General features: G+C 60.3%; 12 protein-coding genes. 2 read left to right on the forward strand and 10 right to left on the reverse strand.

Annotated features, from left to right (window positions below):
* Positions 1 to 187: 187 nt before the first annotated feature.
* From ACFOKF_RS21675 to ACFOKF_RS21700, 6 genes are all read right to left on the reverse strand, one after another.
* Positions 188 to 481, reverse strand: coding sequence for an HU family DNA-binding protein (locus tag ACFOKF_RS21675; protein ID WP_380798637.1), 294 nt, complete (start codon positions 479 to 481; stop codon positions 188 to 190).
* A gap of 58 nt (positions 482 to 539) precedes the next feature.
* A complete protein-coding gene (locus tag ACFOKF_RS21680) occupies positions 540 to 3065 on the reverse strand; it encodes a S8 family peptidase (protein WP_380798638.1) in 2526 nt (841 codons plus the stop codon).
* Positions 3025 to 4035, reverse strand: a complete 1011-nt coding sequence (locus tag ACFOKF_RS21685; RefSeq protein WP_380798640.1) for an AAA family ATPase — start codon at positions 4033 to 4035, stop codon at positions 3025 to 3027. The genes ACFOKF_RS21680 and ACFOKF_RS21685 overlap by 41 nt, the downstream gene beginning before the upstream one ends.
* A gap of 787 nt (positions 4036 to 4822) precedes the next feature.
* Positions 4823 to 6331: an aldehyde dehydrogenase family protein gene (locus ACFOKF_RS21690; RefSeq protein ID WP_380798641.1), complete on the reverse strand. Its 1509-nt coding sequence runs from the start codon at positions 6329 to 6331 to the stop codon at positions 4823 to 4825.
* Between the two features lie 68 nt (positions 6332 to 6399).
* On the reverse strand, positions 6400 to 8766 hold the full coding sequence (locus ACFOKF_RS21695) for a TonB-dependent receptor (protein ID WP_380798642.1): 2367 nt from the start codon (positions 8764 to 8766) through the stop codon (positions 6400 to 6402).
* A gap of 85 nt (positions 8767 to 8851) precedes the next feature.
* The gene (locus ACFOKF_RS21700; RefSeq protein WP_380798643.1) at positions 8852 to 10153 is read right to left on the reverse strand and encodes a cytochrome P450; all 1302 of its coding nucleotides are present in this window, start codon (positions 10151 to 10153) and stop codon (positions 8852 to 8854) included.
* A 223-nt stretch (positions 10154 to 10376) separates the two neighbouring features.
* Here ACFOKF_RS21700 and ACFOKF_RS21705 point away from each other — a divergent pair, with 223 nt between their 5' ends.
* Positions 10377 to 11480, forward strand: a complete 1104-nt coding sequence (locus ACFOKF_RS21705) for an NAD(P)-dependent alcohol dehydrogenase (RefSeq protein WP_380798645.1) — start codon at positions 10377 to 10379, stop codon at positions 11478 to 11480.
* Here the strand turns inward: ACFOKF_RS21705 and ACFOKF_RS21710 are convergent.
* The 4 genes from ACFOKF_RS21710 to ACFOKF_RS21725 all read right to left on the reverse strand — a co-directional run bounded on the left by ACFOKF_RS21710 (position 11455) and on the right by ACFOKF_RS21725 (position 16554).
* Positions 11455 to 12192: a MerR family transcriptional regulator gene (locus tag ACFOKF_RS21710; RefSeq protein ID WP_380798646.1), complete on the reverse strand. Its 738-nt coding sequence runs from the start codon at positions 12190 to 12192 to the stop codon at positions 11455 to 11457. The genes ACFOKF_RS21705 and ACFOKF_RS21710 overlap by 26 nt on opposite strands.
* A 76-nt stretch (positions 12193 to 12268) precedes the next feature.
* Entirely contained in the window at positions 12269 to 13312 is a 1044-nt protein-coding gene (locus tag ACFOKF_RS21715; RefSeq protein ID WP_380798647.1) for an aromatic ring-hydroxylating dioxygenase subunit alpha, read from the reverse strand.
* A gap of 146 nt (positions 13313 to 13458) precedes the next feature.
* Positions 13459 to 14241 carry an SDR family NAD(P)-dependent oxidoreductase gene (locus tag ACFOKF_RS21720; RefSeq protein ID WP_380798649.1) on the reverse strand — a complete coding sequence of 261 codons (783 nt, stop codon included), beginning with the start codon at positions 14239 to 14241 and terminating at the stop codon, positions 13459 to 13461.
* Between the two features lie 54 nt (positions 14242 to 14295).
* Positions 14296 to 16554 (reverse strand): TonB-dependent receptor, encoded by a 2259-nt coding sequence (locus ACFOKF_RS21725; RefSeq protein ID WP_380798650.1) that lies wholly within the window; start codon positions 16552 to 16554, stop codon positions 14296 to 14298.
* A gap of 221 nt (positions 16555 to 16775) precedes the next feature.
* Between ACFOKF_RS21725 and ACFOKF_RS21730 the strand changes: the two genes are divergently transcribed.
* Positions 16776 to 18089 (forward strand): Rieske 2Fe-2S domain-containing protein, encoded by a 1314-nt coding sequence (locus ACFOKF_RS21730; RefSeq protein WP_380798651.1) that lies wholly within the window; start codon positions 16776 to 16778, stop codon positions 18087 to 18089.
* The last annotated feature ends 72 nt before the right edge of the window (positions 18090 to 18161 follow it).

The following is an 18161-nucleotide window of genomic DNA, read 5'->3' on the forward strand; positions in this document are numbered from 1 at the left end:
CCTTATTTATCAGTATTATATTCAAATTCCCCCTTCCTTCTTTCCTTCTGCTGGCAGGATTGTCGGCTAGGTTGCAAATCCGGTGGGTGATTTCGCATGACCGTTGCACCTTCCCTGACCACGAATGAAGCGAGGCTGAGCCTGCAAATAAGTGGCGCGCGATAGGTCCAGACGGGATGGCTTGCCATTACGCGCCCTGCCCTTCCCGGTTCACGCGTTCGAGAATAGCCTTGCCAGCCTTGAAATGGAGGCGCGACCTGCCCGGCACAGCAACCGCCTCGCCAGTCCTGGGGTTTCTCCCCGTACGCGGCTCATAATCTCGAACCGAAAATGCGCCGAACCCGCGCAATTCCACCCGTCCCCCAGATGCGAGTTGGCCAACGATCGCCTCGAAAAAGATCGTGACGATCCTCTCGATATCCCCCTGCCCAAGGCCAGGATATTCCTCTCCCAGGCGCGTCACCAGTTCAGAGCGTATCATTCTTTTCCCCCTCGATATTTGCCATGAACGACGCTCGTTCCTCCCAGCCCTTCTTCTATCAGACCGGGACCTGAACCTGCGGCTTGAGATCGATCCCCTGGAGCGCCTGCGTGTAAATCTCCTGCATGCCGGGCATCTCTATGGTTACGGCGAGGCCAAAGGGTATTGGTTCGTCGATCGGCGTACCCTGGTCCTTCTCGCGCTGGATATGGATGGGCATCGTCGCGCCATCCTCGAAGTTGCCGATCCGGGCATCGCGCCAGCGCCTGTGAATGATCGTGCCACTCTCCGACTGGCTGTTGGTCGGCTGGCTGTTCATGGTCGCGACACCAAAAGCGCCAAGATCCTCGCCGCCAAGCGCGTTGATCTTGAGCTTGATCGCCCGGTAGGCAAGGTGCCCAGGGCGTACCGGCGCCAGCCAGGCAAGAGTTGCCCGAACTTCGCGATGAGCAGGACTGCCCGCAAGCGCCACGGGAACGGGCACATTGAAAACGGTTGAGCCCTCAAGCCCAAGCGTGCCGGTAGCCCACATCGTCGCGCGATCCCCCGCGCATGCTATAGCGTCTTCGGGATCGACGAAACCATAGCCCAGGTGGCGGCACACCTCCCGCCGCCAATGCTCGTGATTGAGCGTCAACTCCGGGTCTACAATCGGCCTGATGAACTGCTCAACGTCGCGCCATGAGGCACAATGAACGAGAAGCGCCTTGATGAGGGCTGCCTTGTGGCCAAGAGCCATGGTCTCAATGAGTTGCGGATAGGCACGCTCCAACGCATCATGGATCCGGTGGGCTGTATGTGTCGCTAGGGCGTTCGCGCCACTTGTGCCTATCGTGAAATGCGTTCCCGTTGCTGCATCACCCGTCGGTGCGGCGACCTTGAGCCCCCAGTAGCGACTGGGATTGGGATGGCTTCCCATGACGAGCCCCTGCGCCATGGGGTCGAACAAAACAGGCTGCCGTCCACCGGCCAGAAGAATATCGGGCTTGGTACTGCGGCGGTGCCCAAGGCCCAGACGCGAGGAAATATTGGGCATGTCCTGATCGATATAGGGCGCAAAGGGGCTGGCACCGGCAAAAGCGTTGGCAACTGCATCCCGATGCCATGATCCGATCGTCAGCGCGTTCAGGCTATCGGCGGGAGCCAGAAGACGGCGGTCGGCCTTGATCGCATCAAGGGCACGCAGAACGCTGGCATTGCGGACACCTACTTCCGCGGCATGAAAGGTCGGGACGTCGGCATGTCCCTCGAGTGTCAGGCCACCTGCGACATTGCCGGCGCTCACCAGGAAAAGGATGCCATATTGATAGGCCAGATAGTCGAGCGCCTTACCCCATGCGGATATGTTGCCTGCAAAAGGACGCGTCGTGTCTCCCAGGGAGAGATTGACGATGAAGACCTGCGTGCCACCTTCGGCACGCATTCGCATCACGGCCTCGACAACCGTATCGATGACGAGCCGGTCATCAGCGAAAATCTCGCCGCCAAAGGCAGGCGCGAACATGACGGGGCGGAAATAGACCCGGCGCGAGATAGGAGACGCGGGATCGTTAAGGTCGCCATGGACCGCGAGGGACGCCATTGCCGTTCCATGGACGCGTGAGCCGACCGCGCGAGCTTCCAGATTGGCCGGATCGTCGACTACGAGCCGACCGGCCAGGAGCGGATGCGCCTGAAGCGGGACTGCATCGAATATGGCCGCGATAGGTTCTGCGTTGGCCGGCTGAGGATGTACTGGGTCGATCGGAAGGCTGTCCCCGACCTCAAGTGGGACGCCGACACTTTGCGGGACGATCGAACCGATGGGATCAACGCCAGCGAGCGATTCAGGATTGAGCGCACAGAACCGCCGGACCTCGGCAGCCGGCACATCGACCAGCAGGGCATGATAGGCAAATGCTGGATGCACGCAGCGATGAATGATGGTTCCACCGCTCGCGATCACTGCTGCGGCGACCTCCTGCTCAGCGCGTTGCCGGGCTTCAGCAGCCGCGCGAAAGACCAGTTCTATCTCGATCCGGACAGCGAAATCATCGGGTGCTCCATCAACGACGGCCTCGAAATATTCGCGGTTCTGAGGCGAGACGCGATCGGCCGGCCCCCATGGTCGAACCGCTCGGAGTTGAAGGAAAAGATCGCGCCAGGGTGTGTAGTTCCGAGGAACAGTACCATTCGTTTCCCAGCCATCCCAAAGCGAGAGTATCTCTCTGAGGGCTCCAAGCTGAGGGACGAGAAGATAGAATTCAGGATTCTTGTCATGCTCGTCGGCGCCAAGTTCCTCTTCACCAGTAAATTCGAGCCCCGCTATCCGGCTCGCGGCCTTGGCGAAATCCTTTACCGAGCCGGTGACCTCGAAAACCAGCAGGCGCTCGGGCGCGAGCGAATCGGGATTGGCGCGCAATTCGAGCGCCGGGTTATCGCCGTCGAGTACCTCGGCGAGTTGCTTGAAGAAGGGGCCGTGATTGGCGACCTGCGCTGCCCTCGTGAACGATCGGGCATCACCTCCGCCTCCACCTGACCGGCGGCGCGGCGCATCGGTAGGGTCATTCAGGCGAAGGAGCGGCTTTCCCAGATCGTGCGGCATTTACCTCGTTCGTCCCCACTCTTGTCGCCCACAGTTCGAGCTGTTCTTTAAGAATGTCCTTGATGCTGCGTCCGCCGAGCGAAAGGATATGCTGACGACGCACCGTCTGACAGAATTCCAGGGTTTCAGCATAGCTGATCGCGCCAAGCTTGCTGGCGACGGTCGAAGCCCGCGTGCCGACCGTCTCCGGCCAGCTATCAAACTGACGCTGCAGGAAAACAGCCAAGGCGTCGCTCGAGGGTTGCGGCAGTCCGAGCCGCAACTGGAACCTGCGCCAGACAGCGCGATCGAGAAGTTCCGCGTGGTTGGTCGCTGCGATCGTCACGACATAGCTTGGAAGCTGGTCGATCTGCATCAGGAGGAACGAGACTACGCGCTTGATCTCACCGGTCTCGTGAATATCGCCGCGCTCCTTCCCGATCGAATCGAACTCGTCGAAGAAAAGGACGCATGGAACCGTCCGGGCATAATCGAACAAACGCGCGAGTCGGGTATTGGTCTCGCCCAGATAAGAGCCGACGAGGGCATCATAGCGAACGGTGAAAAACTGAACCGCGAGTGCTTCCGCCACAGCCTCTGCGACTGATGTCTTCCCGTTGCCTGGAGGCCCTGACAGCAGCACCCGGTGGCGAGGCTGCATCCCGTTGGCTCGCAGGAGATCAGCGCGATGCTGTTCTTCTACGAGCTGCTGTACCTGGCGAGCGACCGGGAGGGGCAGTATCAGATCGTCGATCCGTTGCCTCGGTTCACTTTCCAGGATCGTATCGCGGCCAGCATGGCTCGCGCTCGGAGAGCGGGCAGGCGATGCCACCGATACAGTATGAAGCGCACGTTGCAGCCTGTCAGCAAGGACGTTGTGATTCTTGCTGCGCTCCTCGGCAACGATAGCCTCCACAGAAGAGCGCAAAGCCGCCTGATCACCGGATGCACCGGCTCGCACGACAGACAGGAGAAGATCACTACGAGCCAATTACCAGGCGCCCTCAATATATAACGTTAGCGACACTAGCAGTCTGTCACGCTCGAAAACAGAGCGTATCGCGAGCAATGTCGCTGTTATTTCCAACCATCCCGAGCGCGCCGACCGCGCAGCCAGGCCGCCTGATGCAAGCCGCTGAACGCTCGGGACCATCCGCGCGCTGCTGAGAGTTTGGCCATTGATGTCTGTTAACTTCGCAAACCCAACGAGCGTTGGGTGTCAAATGCAGTCATCGTACAGATTTTTCCATAAGCCGTGTCTCGCTCCATCGAAGGCGAATGGAAGATCGCCAGGCTAGCCTCGACCACATTGCTGTTCTCCGAGAGACCGATTGTCCCGCCCCATTCTTCCAAATCAGCAATCAGCGGGGCGCTGATTTCCTGCCGAAGGGCGAGGCGCTCCTAGGCAGACTTTGGGCGAATGGCCTAGCTAGGAGCGTCGCAATCGCTTGCAAAATCGCCCCTTTTTCGCCGTTGAGCCGCCGATTTTTCATTCTTAGGTGCGGCCGGTCCGCTATGCTATTCTGGACAGCCGAAGTTGGCCGGTTGCCTATAGCCAGGTTTGGAGCAAAATAGATAGGAAAGCAGCCATTCTGAAATCGGTGTTTCCCGATCCATCAGAGCCGTTTCACTCCCGTATTCTGATCTCACAGTCCAAGCAATTATCTACCAGGTTTTACCTGCTATCACTCTCCAATTGCGGAACACGCGTTGCCTGTTGCATTAGAGTTGAAGCAGAGACCGTGGCGAGAACTTCCTCATGGCATACAGCACGCGCGTCAATCAGCAAGAAGTGCCGTCACAGTCTTCGTTTCGGTATAATGGAGAACGCCCTCTTCCCCGACTTCGCGCCCCCAGCCGCTTTCCTTGACGCCACCGAAGGGCGCGGAGGGATCGTTCATGCCATGGGTATTGATCCACACCGTGCCGGCCTGCAACTTGCGCGCGGTCAGATGCGCGCGTGACAGGTCACGGGTCCAGATATTGGCGGCCAGACCATAGCGCGTGTCATTTGCGGTCCTGATGACCTCCTCGACATCGTCAAAGGGTGTGGCGACGAGTACGGGGCCGAAAATCTCTTCACGCACGATCGATGCGTCGGCTGACGGATTGGCGAAGATCGTCGGTTCGACAAAATAGCCGGTCCCTTCGCCGGCCTTGCCGCCCGTCACCAGTTCCGCGCCGCTCGCCCGCCCCTGTTCGATATAGTCGAGCACCCTGCCCTGCTGCGTCCGCGACACCAGCGGCCCCAGCATCGTATCGGGATCACGGCCATGCCCCAGCTTGAACTGCTTCGCCGCCTGCGCCACGCCGTCCACGACACGATCGAACACCGACCGTTCGACATAGAGGCGCGACGCGGCAAGGCAGACCTGCCCGGAGTTGAAGAATATGGCGAGCGCCGCCCCCAGCGATGCCTTTTCCAGATCCGCGTCGGCGAAGATGAGCGACGGCGATTTTCCGCCCAGTTCCAGCGTCACGCGCTTCAGATCCCGTGCCGCCGTCTGCACGATCTGCTTGCCGACACGGGTCGATCCGGTGAAGGCGATCTTGTCGATGCCGGGATGCTCCACCAGGGCCTGACCGGCCTCATGCCCATAGCCGGTGACGATGTTGAGCACGCCTTCGGGTAGCCCCGCCTCCAGCGCCAGTTCCGCCAGTCGCAGCGCGGTGAGGGGCGTCACTTCGGAGGGCTTCAGCACAATGGTACAGCCTGCCGCCAACGCCGAGGCGATCTTCCATGCGGCCATGGCGAGAGGATAATTCCAGGGCACGATCTGGCCGACCACGCCGATCGGCTCGCGCACCGAATAGCTGTGATATTGGCGGCCATCCCCGGAAATCGGATTGACCTGTCCATGGATCTTGGACGTCCATCCCGCCATGTAGCGGAAGATATCCACGGCCGCTGGCACATCTACCGCCAGCGCGTGATGCACCGCCTTGCCATTGTCATAGCTTTCCAGAAGCGCCAGTTCCTGCGCATTCTCTTCGATCTTGCGCGCGATCGTTTCGATGATCCTGCCCCGATCCAGCGGCCGCATGCGCGACCATGTAGCGGACTCGAACGCGGCGCGCGCACGCTTCACGGCCCGGTCCACATCCTCTGCGGTGCCCGCCGGGACGCTGGCGAATATCTGTCCGGTCGCAGGGTCCTCGACATCGATGCTACGCCCATCCGCTGCCTCTTCCCAATCGCCACCGATCAGCATGCGGGTCGTGGGCAGGCGAACCTGATGCCCGACGTCACCATGAAGGCGATCGGCAGCGAACATGGGTGCATTCATCGTCTTTTTCTCCAGAAAACAAGAAGGAGCCGCGCCGCCTTTCATGGCGCGGCCCAGGGGGAGAGCGTTCAGAAACGCGCCGAAAGATTGACCCCGAAGGTGCGCGGTCGGCCGGCGAAGCGGACCGTCGTGTCGGTGATGCGCGTGGCGTTGGTCCAGTAATAGCTGTTGCCGAGATTCCGGACGAAGGCGCTGATCTTGTAGCGCTTGTCATCGAACGAAAGCCCTGCCCGGAGATCGATCAGCGTATAATCCTCGATCGTCAGGCCTCCCTGTGCGGAAAGATCCGCCGATGGCGTGGCGCGGGCATTGCCCAGAACGGCCTTGGTATCGCTCTGGAAATTCAGGTTCGCGCCGACAAAGGCCTCCACATCGTCGCTCAATGCCCAGTCATATTGCGCGTCGGTCACGATCTGGAATTTAGGTGTGTAGGGGAAGGCAGAACCGCCGAAATCGACCTGATTGCCATAGCTGTCATAATTGACGAAGCTGCCCTTGATCTTGGTGTCCAGATAGGTCGCGCCGATGCTGACGCGCAATCCATCCGCAGGCGCCAGATCCAGTTGCAGTTCCGCGCCCTGCACGCGGGATTTTGGCACGTTGACCAGCGCCTCAAGCGGCCCGAACACGTCGGGATTCGCGATCACCCGCCCCTTCAACTGCTTGTCGCTATAATCATAATAGAAGAGCGCGCCATTGATCTGGGCGGTATTTTCCAGAACCGTCAGCTTCGCGCCCACTTCATAGGCGGTGATGGATTCCTGCGTGACCGGATTGAACTGGTTTGCATCGCTGGCCGACAGCATAGGGAAACTGCCGGACTTGTAGCCCTTGCTGACCGATGCGTAGAGCAAGACATCCTTGCTCGGCTTGTAATCAATACCCGCGCGCCAGGAGACATTATCCTCGTTCAGCGAGCGCTGCACTTCTCCCACGGTCAACGTCGACCCGTCGATGGTCACACAGGCCCCTTCCGCGATGGAAATCGGCGCGAGCCCTGCGCCACCACGAATGAAGTTGACCAGATTCTGGATACCCTGCCCCAGTGCGAAGCCGCGATCGGCCGTACAACCGGCGAAGTCGATATTGGTCTTGGTATAGCGCACCCCACCATGCAGGGTGATCGTATCGCCAATGTCATAGTCGAGACTGGCGAACACCGCCTTGTTCACAAATTTCTGCCGAGCATATTGGCTATAGACGAAGAAGGGGATGCCAAGGCCGGCATCGACGAAATTATAGGCAGGCGTCGACTGATCATAGGGACCTGCATCATCCTGCTGATAGGTTTTTTCCCGAGCATAATTGCCTCCAAGGATATAAGTCAGGCCGCCCACACGCCCCTGCAACCGCAATTCCTGCGACAACGCCGTAATCTTGCCCGTTGTGTTGTAGAAATAGTCGCGCAGCGCCACGCCATCCGGATCGATGTCCTGATCGTTATGATATTGGGAATAGCTGCTGATCGACGTCAGGGTGATGTCATCGGTCAGGTCAATGTCACCCCGGAAAGCCGCCTGATAGAACCAGTCGTCGCGCTTGGGCTTTTGCTCCGGAGTCCAGTCAGCATCGCGATTGTTGCGTGGCGCAATCGGATAGGTAGCGAGTGGCCCCAGTCGCGCGGGATTGCCAAGCGGAACGACACCGATCAGCTGCGCGGCCTGCCCATCACTCTTGTCGATAAAGCCATTGAGGTTAAGCGAGAAGCGCACGCCGTCCGACGGCTCGAAATCGAGGAGGATGCGACCTGTGGTAAAATTGCGATCACCCAGCTTTTCATCGCGGGTATAGCTGCGCTGCCAGGCACCGCCCTGCTCCGTCCTCACCGCCACCCGCGCGGTCAGCGTGTCGCTGATCGGTCCGCTGATGAACCCGCCGCCGCTGACTTGCCCAAAACTATCCACCCCGGCATCCAGCCCGGCCTTGAAGGTCGAAGTCGGCTTAGCCGCGATATAGTTGATCGCACCACCGGTTGCGTTCGATCCGAACAACGTGCCCTGCGGTCCCTTGAGCACCTCGACCCGTTCCAGATCCAGCGTCGCGCCGCGCGTCATGATCGAAAAGGGGATCGGCACCTGATCCTGATAGATGCTGACCGTTGGCTTGGCAGCAAGGCTGGTATCGTAGAAGCCGATCCCGCGCAGCGTATAGACCGGCGTGGAAAAGGCGCTTTCGGTATAGTTGAAGCCGGGTACGATCTTCACCAGATCGGCGACACTGGCGACGCCCTGACTGGCCAGCTTTTCGCCCGATGCCGCCGTGATCGAGAGCGGCACGTCGTTGATGGCCTGCTCCCGCTTCTGCGCCGTCACCACGATATCGCCCAGGCCCACTGGCTGCTGCGCCTGAGGCGCCCCGTCGGTCTGTGCGAAGGCTGGCGATTGCAGCGCCACCGCAGATACGCTCGCAACGAGCAAGATCATCCTGTTGTGCATTTCAGACTCCTCCCATTGTCGCCCGGATGTTCCACCCCTGGGCCATGTGCCGGTCCCGCCTGAGCGATGTCCCGGCCTTGAAAAATCAGGCTTTCTTGAAACGGATCGGCAGCGCCTTGTAACCGCCGACAAAATTGGTCTCGACCAGCCGGGGATCGCCCGCCAACTCGACCGACTGCAAATGCGGCAAAAGTTCCTCGAACAGAATGCGCATCTCCAGCTTGGCCAGATGTTGGCCCAAGCACATGTGCGGACCGAAGCCGAACGCGATATGCGGATTGGGCGAGCGGGTGATGTCGAACCGGTCGGCGTCGGTGAAGACATCCTCGTCGCGGTTTCCGGACGGATAGCAGATCATCAGCCGTTCCATGGAGCGGATATCCATGCCGCGAACCTGCGTGTCGGCGGTGGCGTTGCGCATGAAATGCTTGACCGGGCTGGTCCAGCGGATCGCTTCGTCGACAAGGCCGGGTATGAGGCCGGGGTCGGCCTTCACCTTCGCCCAATTTTCCGGATAGATCATCATGCCATGGAGGCCGCCGGCCGTAGACGACGATGTCGTGTCATGGCCAGCCGTCGCGATCGCCACATAATAGCCATTGGCTTCATCACGCGGGATCGGCGCGCCGTTGATCCGGGAATTGGCGATCAGCGACAGGAGATCGTCCGTCGGCTGTTCGCGGCGCTGGGCGCTGAGCTTGTCGAAATAGACGTAGAAATCCTCGATCGAAGCCGCCCATTGCTTGGCTGCGACGACCGGGTCCGCCGCCATTTCCGGACGTTGCTCCTCCGGATCATGGACGCCGAAAAATTCCTGCGTCAGCTTCAGCATTTTCGGTTCGTCTTCGGGGGGCACGCCGAACAGCGTCATGATCACCCGCAGCGGATAATGCAGTGCAAAGTCGCGCACGAAATCGCACTCGCCATCGAAGCTGAGCAGATTGTCGACCGACTGGCGCGCAAGCACCCGGATTTGCTCTTCGAGCTTGCTGATCTTGCCAGGCAGGAACCAGTTGGCCGTCAGCATGCGGTAGGTGGCATGTTCGGGCGGGTCCATATAGGTCAGCGACGACAGCAGCCGCGTCGTGCCGCCGGTGATTTCCCGCGTGAAGGCATCGGACGCCCGATCGTTCAGAACCGGGTTATGATCGGCATTGTGGAACAGCTTGGCGTTCCGCTCAATCTCCCGGATGTCGGCATGCCTCGTCACGATCCAGAGCGGATCATAGCCGGGCACCTGGGCAATCCCCAAAGGCATATGTTCGCGAAGCCATTTGAATGCGCGATAGATGGTCGCGTCATCCGTGTAGCTTTTTGGCGCGATCACGATCCGCGCGATATCCTCTGGAATGATGGGACGCGTGTCAGCATCCAGCGAAGTCGCCATGAATTTACCCTCTCCGGTTACGCCGTCCTCAGGACATTTGCGTATTGCGTATGCCAATTACGTAATAGTGGACAAGGGTGTCGGTCAATCGTAAAAACAGGTCCGACCATTCAGGCTTTTAGCGAACGGAAATAACGGATTTCTGCGGATCACATCCATCAGCCATCCCTTGTCCGTCCCTGCATTTGAATGGACGACACCAAGTTTGAATAGGAGGATGCACATGGAAATAGAGGCAGCCGTAGCCCGGACCGCGGGCGAGGTCTTCAGTGTCGAACGTCTGACACTCGGCGAATTGCGCCCGAACGAGGCATTGGTGCGCGTCGTCGCGACGGGCCTTTGCCACACCGACCTTGTCGTGCGCGACCAGATATTGCCGGTGCCCCTGCCAGCCGTGCTGGGGCATGAAGGGGCCGGTATCGTGGAGGCTGTGGGCGATGCCGTGACCTCGATCGCGCCGGGTGATGCTGTCGTCATGGGGTTCGCCGCCTGCCGCGCCTGCCCGCAATGCGATGCCGGTCAGCCCGCTTATTGCCGCGACTTCGCCCCGCTGAATTTCGGCGGCCACCGCGCCGACGGATCGACTTGCCTGCATGACGGCCAGGCCCCGGTCAGCAGCCATTTCTTCGGCCAATCCTCCTTCGGCAGCTACGCCATCGTTGCCGCGCAGAATCTGGTGAAAATGCCGGCCGACGCGCCGCTGGAACTGCTGGGTCCGCTAGGCTGCGGCATCATGACGGGCGCCGGTGCGGTGATGAACGCGCTCAAGCTGCAAGCGGGCGAATCGATCCTCATCATCGGCGGTGGTCCGGTCGGCCTAAGCGCCGTCATGGCCGCCAAGGCTCTGAATGCCGACCAGATCATCGTCGCCGACCCTCTGGAGACTCGCCGCGCCATAGCCATCGATCTGGGGGCGACCAGCACCATCGATGTGACGGCGGGCGACACTGCAGAACAATTGCGCGCGGTCCAGCCACAGGGAGTCCACTGCGTGCTGGACACCTCGGGTGTCGTCTCGGCCATCCATTCCGGCATTGCAGCCCTTGCCCCTCTGGGACGCCTGGCCATGGTCGGCGTCCCCAAAGCGCTAGACGCAGCGGTGAGCCTTAACATCCTGCACATGCTGTCCCTGGGCATCAGCATCTGCGGCGTGACGGAAGGCAATGCCGACCCGCAGACATTCCTCCCTGAACTGGTTGCCCTCAACGCAAAGGGGCTTTTCCCGTTCGAAATGCTGATCACTCGCTACAGGTTAGAAGATATCAATCAGGCCGTGGCCGACCAGCATGCCGGGCGGTGTGTCAAGGCTGTCCTGACGATGGCCTGATGCCCTGCGCGGGGCGATCCGCTTCTTCGCCGGCACGGATCGCCTCGACATGGCGGAAGAAGGCGCGCTGACGCATCAGACCGAAGAAATCGAGCATGAGCGGCAAAGCATGCTCGACCATGGTTGCCGCCTTTTCGACATCGATATGGCCTTCGACCCGTTCCATGAAGGTGGTCGCTTCCCATCGCCCGACAAAATCCGCGGCCTCGGTGTAGAAGCCCAGAATATCCGGCGTATAGTCGAGCTGCTGGTCGAACCCGGCCTTGCGCATATCGCCCCATAGCCGCACGAGCTGCGCGCAGGTGATGCTGAGCGCTTCGCCCTGTTCGGTATCGATGATGTCCAATATGCCGATCTTCGCCAGCGTGCGCGCATCTTCTACCGCATGCGGATAGCGCTCGAGCAGGGAGGAAAGCGTCACCGGGGGCCCATCGACACCAGCCCGGTGCGCGACCAATTGTTCCAGTTGATCGAAGGCGCTGGCTTCCACCCGCGCTTCAGTCCCCTCACCACCGATGATCGCCTTGATCTGCGCTAGGGTCAGGCGGTTTTCGCGCTGCAACCGCCGCACCGCCAAAATGGCCTGCACATGCTCATCACCATAATCGGCGACGGTCTTGCGCGGTCTGGCCGGCTCGGGGATCAGCCCTTCGCGCAGATAGACGCGGATCGTCTCCCTGTGGACCCCGGTCCTCTGCTCAAGCTCGCGCATCTTCATAGCCGCGCTACAGCATGAGGCAGCGGCGGGAGCAAGCCACTATGTTATCGACATACGCAAGGCCGCGACATCAGGCCGCAACCTTTCCACCTTCTTCTGCTTCCTGCATGATGCTCAACAGGCGGCGCGCCTGATTGACCGCGCCATCGCTGGCGATGCCGACGAAAGGCCGCCCCGGCTCATCATCGATCCTGCGCTGCTGTGCCTCCAGCGTTTCCTCATCTTCGGTGATGGTATCGAAAAACTGGTCGAACAGCGTAGCGGGCACGCCGCTTTCCTTGGGTGCGGTCGTACAGATCGTCCAGAGATAGTGGCTGGTCGTTTCAGTTTCCGGCGTGATGAAATGATTATTCGCCAGCATGAAGCCGTTATCGCGACGTCCTTCATAGGCGCCGGTCCCCGCGTCGCAGCCACCGGCATTGACCCGGCAGGTCATGCCGATCCCCGGTTCAAACCGTACTTCCTGCCAGCGATCGACGCGCCCCTTGAAGCCGCCCGCATCGACATAGGATTTGGGCGGGATCGAATTGGGCATCTTGCGCAGCAAGGTCACGCGACGGCCGTCAAATTCGACCTTGGTGTCCGCGTTATAATGTTGCTCTGGATTTCCACCGATCGTGCGCGCATGGATATAGGGCACATGAGTGAGGTCCATTATATTGTCGATGATCAACTGCCAGTTCGACTTCACCGGGAAAGTATAGGGCCGCCATGTCCAGGCCGGATCATTATGTTCGGGACTGTCGACGATCACGCTGGGGTCGGCCAGCGCCGGTTCACCCATCCAGATCCAAATCAGATGATCCTTTTCGACCACGGGATAATGGCGGACATTGGCAGATGCCGGGATACGCGTCTGATTGGGAATTCGGGTGCAGGTGCCGCGACCGTCGAATTCCACGCCATGATAGCAGCAGCGCAGAATATTGCCTTCGACATGGCCGGCAGACAGCGGCATAGCCCGGTGGCTGCATCGATCCTCCAGCGCCGCGATCTCGCCATCTTCAGTCCGGAACAGCACGACCGCCTTGTTCAGATACCTGCGCCCCAGCGTCTGGCCGGGTTCGATATCGGCGGCAAAGGCGGCCACATACCAAGCGTTGTAAATGAACATAAGCTCTCCATCTGTTCGGCCAGCCCGTTCTTCGGTTCCGGCGCTACCCTATTGTCGGTCGCGATTATGGAGGCCCTACCGGCCGACGCCAATCGCAATGCCATAAAGCCATAAGAAAAACGGGAAACGAACCTCGCGAACCGGGATCAGCGCAGATAAAGGCCACCATTCATGTCCAGCGTCGCCCCGACGAAGAAGCCGCCCCGATCGGATGCCAGCAGCGCGGTCGCGGCCGCGATTTCGCTCACGGCCATGAAACGCCCCACCGGCACTTCTGCTTCGACTCTTGCAATCTGTTCGGCGGACAGGCGCGCCTTGGCCGTGTCGATCGGTCCCGGCGCGATGGCGTTGACGGTGACACCTGTGCCAGCCAGATAGCGCGCGAAATATTTGGTCAGCATGATCGCTCCGGCCTTTGACGCGGCATAATGGGGCGAGGCCACAGTGCCGCCATTCTGCCCGGCGAGCGAAGTGATGTTGACGATCCGTCCATAGCCATTTTCGCGCATATGTTCGGAAAATATCTGGCAGCTCAGGAACACGCTGCGCATGTTGATCTGGACGATCAGGTCAAATTCCTGCGGACTGATGTCCTGCGTCGGCGTCCGCTTGGCAAAGCCGGCATTGTTGACGACGATGTCGATCTTGCCCCAGAGCGCCGTGATCTGGTCTCTGGCCGCCAGGAAATCCGATTTTTCTCGCACGTCCAGCTTCAGCGCTATCGCCGTCTCTCCCGACGGATCGAGAGAATGGGCCACGGCCTGTGCCACGTCACTGTCCACATCGCTGACCGCGACCCGCCCGCCGCCGGCATGAATTTCCCGCGCGACCGCTTCGCCGACGCCCCGTCCGCCCCCCGTAACGAGCGCAGTCCGCCCAGCGAAGGAGAAACTGCCATTGGCAGGAAGTGCGAAATTGTCGGTCATCATTCATCCTGTAAAATGGAGGGGAGAGGCGAGAGCCCCTCCCCGATTGCATCGGCGTCAGGGGCGCAGCGACAGCGTCACGCCATAGGTGCGCGGCGTGTTGGTGAAGATTTTCCAATAGGTCGTGCCGTTGCCCGGCACCGCCAGAAAAGCGGTGATGTCGTCTGCATTGACGATCTGATAATTGTTGGTGAGGTTCTTGCCCCAGATGCCGACCGTCCAGCGCCCATCGGCGCTTTCATAATTCAGCCGCGCGTTGAGCGTGCGCCCTTTCGTGTCATTATAGAGATTGTCGTAAAGACGCAGCGTGTTGGCGTCGTCGGTCGAGATGCGCGTGGAATAGTTGAAATCGGCCTGCGGCGTGATCTTGGCACCGTTCGCCATCGCCAGATCATAGCTGGCCCCGACCGTGAAACTGTCCCGCGGCGCGAATTTCGCAGGGTTTCCAGAATAATCGAGATTGACCAGCGGATCGCGCAAGTCGCTGTAAGTGCCGACAAGATGCGTCCAGTTGCCGGTCAGACGCAGGCCATCGACCGGCCGGAGCACGGATTCGACCTCGATCCCTTTCATCTTCAGCGTGCCATTATAGGTATGGGCGATGCCGCCCGCACCCGAGAAATTCTGCAGATTTTTCGTTTTCTGCTTGAACAGCGCGACATTGAAATCGAGCATATTGTCGAACAGCCGCGTCTTAGCGCCGATTTCGTAATTTTGCGCCTTTTCCGGCTCCAGCGGAATCGTCGGGTTGAGATAGGCATTGTCGACGAACCCACCCGACTTGAAGCCCTTTGCCCAGGTGGCATAGAGATTCACATTCTGCATCGGGCGATATTTGACCGTCACCCGCGGCGTGAAGGCATTCCAGGTCTTGCCGCCCGACGCGAACACTTCACCGGGGAAGCCGAACCCGGGAATCGCGCCCGCATCGGTGGTGGAAAAGGCGTGATAGTCGATCTTCTTGCGATCCGACGTGTAGCGTCCACCGGCAACCAGCGACAGGCCGTCGGTCACCTCGAACGTCGCCTCACCGAACACCGCGAGGCTGCGGACATTGCCGTCCTGCTCGCGCGTGATGTTGGTCACGCCCGGATTGCGCCGGACAGTCGCGTTGACGGCCGATCCGGGCAGCGGGCTGTAATAGAAGATGTTCGTGGTCGAAACATCCGCCGACAGAAAATAGGCGCCCACCACATAGGACAGGCGGCCCGGCGCAGAGGCGAAGCGCACTTCCTGGGTGAAACTGCGATTCTTCACGACCTGGCGGCGATCGAAGACAGGAACCTGCGTCGCGACCGGCACATCGTCGTTGATCGCATGGCTGTCATTCATCCGATAGCCGGTGATCGACGTCAGCGTGCCGCCAAACAGTTCCAGATCGCCGCGCAGGTAGCCCCCGCGCAGCCGCTGGCGATAGGGCGAGCGTGCAAAGTCGTTATTTGTCCACTTGCTATCGTCATAGTCACCAAAGGTCGCCGGAACGACCTGATTGCCGCCGATGCCCAGGCTGATCGCGCCACCATTGCCCTGGGTATAGCTATAGTCCCCCGACAGGACGATCTTGAGCGTATCGGTCGGCTGGAACAGCAATTTGCCGCGCATCGCGATGCCATCGGTCTTGCCATAGCTGCCTTTTTGGTTGGGCGTATCGATCAACCCGTTCGACGTTTCCGTGCTGAATGCCGCGCGAAAGGCCAGCTTGTCGTCTACCAGCATGCCGTTCACCATGCCTTCGGTGCGGACGTAGGCGCCATTGCCAGCGGTCACCTGGCCGAACCAATCTTCCTTCATCTCCGGATTGTTGCTGATAACGGCGATCGCACCGCCCACGACGTTGCGGCCGAACAGGGTACCTTGCGGCCCGCGCAGCACCTCGACCCGCTGCGTGTCGAAGAAATTGGCGTTCAGGTCGTTGTTGAACACATAATAGACGTCGTCCATGAAATAGGCGACCGGCGTGTCGAGCGTGGCCGTGCGGAAGGTCGACACATTGCCGCGGATCGCGACGATCGACAGCGACTTGTCGGCCGTGTTGACGGTGATGCCCGGCATCTGTTGGGTCAGCGCCGCGGGGCTGAACACCTGTGACTCGCGCAGCAGCTCGCCGCCAAAGGCCGCAATCGAAAATGGCACTTCACGCACGGTTGACTCACGGCGCTCCGCCGTCACGACAATATCTTCGGGCAGCATATTGGGCTGAGCGGCGGCATCCTGTGGCGTGCCCTGATCGGTTTGGCACCAGGCCGGCTCGGCGACCATCATGGCTATGATGGCGGATGCTGCGACCGAGGATTTGAAGCTGAAAGGCATACCCATACTCTCCCTTAACGACGCGGCTTGATGCCGCCTGGGCACCGTGAAGCAGCAAAAGGAAGAGACGTGCAATAACATCGTCCCGATTATTGAATGGTCTGACCACATTCCGATTGGGGTCACCGCAAGCGACCCTCTAGCTAGGAGAAACAAGATTTCATGTGTCGTGACCCAGCGAGATCACGGCCAGGGTACAACAACGAAGACAAGGAAGAGGCTGAGCGATGCAGTCCAGTGATAGCGCCGACATGACCCGGGTGGGACCGGGAACGATCATGGGCACGATGATGCGTCAATATTGGCTGCCGGCATGCCTGTCGTCCGAAGTGACGGCGGATGGCGATCCGGTCCGCCTGATGATCCTGTGCGAAAAGCTGATCGCTTTCCGCGACAGTTCGGGCCGCGTCGGCATCATGGACCATCGCTGCCCGCATCGTTGCGCGTCGCTGTTCATCGGCCGCAACGAGCAGAATGGCATTCGCTGCGTCTATCATGGCTGGAAGTTCGATGTGGACGGTAAATGCGTCGACATGCCTTCCGTCCCGGCACGAATGGACTTCAAGGAAAAGGTGCATGCCAAGGCCTATAAGACCTATGAGGCCAATGGCCTGATTTGGGTCTATATGGGCGAGAATCAGGCCAGCCCGCCGCCGCTTCCCGAAATCGAGGCAACCATGCATCCCGACGCGGAAATCTGGTGCCTGCAACGCGATTGCAACTGGCTTCAGGCGCTGGAAGGCGACATCGACACCAGCCATGTCGGCTTCCTCCATGTCGGCTCGATCGAGGCGGACGATCTCGATGAAGATCATCCGATGCGCCCGACCGTGCTCAACCGCGCCCCGGAATATGAGGTCGCACAGTCCGACTGGGGCGTGATGTATGGCGGCTATCGCCCTAACGACGATGGCCAGATGAGCTGGCGCGTCGCCCATTATATGTTCCCCTTCTGGACGCAGACGCCCAACAACCGCTTCCACACCCGCGCCATCGCCCGCGCCTGGGTGCCGATGGACGACGAGCATTCCATGCTGTTCGACATCACTTGTGGCGTCGATGCGGGCAATCCGGCCTACACCTCGACGCTGAAGGACGGGACGCCGCTGTTCGCGCCGCTGGAATATGCCCCCAATACGACCGACTGGTATGGCCGCTGGCGATCGCCCGACAGCCAGGCCAATGACTGGGCCATCGACCGGGAATCGCAGCGCAACGGCACGCAGTTCACCGGCATCCCCAATATCACCATGCAGGATCAGGCCGTGACGGAGAGCATGGGGCCGATCACGGACCATAGTTTCGAAAATCTGGCCCCGACCGACCAGATGATCGCCCGTGTGCGCCGCCGCGTGCTGCTGGCGGCCCGTGCTCTGGCCAACAAGGGCATCCTGCCGCCGGGCATCGAAGATCCGAGCATCTTCTATCGTGCCCGTGCCGGATCTTTCCTGCATGATCCCAACGATACTCTTGCCAACGCCTATGAAGCCGCGTTGGCCAAGGCTGTGCGCTGGCCCGAACAGGTCGAGGCGGCGGAATAGAATGGCAACCGGGGTCGGCGCGATCCATGCGCCGGCCTCCTGAACAAGGATATAAGGGTGACGAAATGCTTT

Origin of the sequence: Sphingobium rhizovicinum, from assembly GCF_042647625.1 — a bacterium.
GTDB lineage: Bacteria > Pseudomonadota > Alphaproteobacteria > Sphingomonadales > Sphingomonadaceae > Sphingobium > Sphingobium rhizovicinum.

Bases quoted from the DNA above. Each gene is read 5' to 3' on its own strand.
- ACFOKF_RS21675 (WP_380798637.1), bottom strand. From the start codon at position 481: ATGATACGCTCTGAACTGGTGACGCGCCTGGGAGAGGAATATCCTGGC.
- ACFOKF_RS21680 (WP_380798638.1), bottom strand. From the start codon at position 3,065: ATGCCGCACGATCTGGGAAAGCCGCTCCTTCGCCTGAATGACCCTACC.
- ACFOKF_RS21690 (WP_380798641.1), bottom strand. From the start codon at position 6,331: ATGAATGCACCCATGTTCGCTGCCGATCGCCTTCATGGTGACGTCGGG.
- ACFOKF_RS21695 (WP_380798642.1), bottom strand. From the start codon at position 8,766: ATGCACAACAGGATGATCTTGCTCGTTGCGAGCGTATCTGCGGTGGCG.
- ACFOKF_RS21700 (WP_380798643.1), bottom strand. From the start codon at position 10,153: ATGGCGACTTCGCTGGATGCTGACACGCGTCCCATCATTCCAGAGGAT.
- ACFOKF_RS21705 (WP_380798645.1), top strand. From the start codon at position 10,377: ATGGAAATAGAGGCAGCCGTAGCCCGGACCGCGGGCGAGGTCTTCAGT.
- ACFOKF_RS21710 (WP_380798646.1), bottom strand. From the start codon at position 12,192: ATGCGCGAGCTTGAGCAGAGGACCGGGGTCCACAGGGAGACGATCCGC.
- ACFOKF_RS21715 (WP_380798647.1), bottom strand. From the start codon at position 13,312: ATGTTCATTTACAACGCTTGGTATGTGGCCGCCTTTGCCGCCGATATC.
- ACFOKF_RS21720 (WP_380798649.1), bottom strand. From the start codon at position 14,241: ATGATGACCGACAATTTCGCACTTCCTGCCAATGGCAGTTTCTCCTTC.
- ACFOKF_RS21725 (WP_380798650.1), bottom strand. From the start codon at position 16,554: ATGGGTATGCCTTTCAGCTTCAAATCCTCGGTCGCAGCATCCGCCATC.
- ACFOKF_RS21730 (WP_380798651.1), top strand. From the start codon at position 16,776: ATGCAGTCCAGTGATAGCGCCGACATGACCCGGGTGGGACCGGGAACG.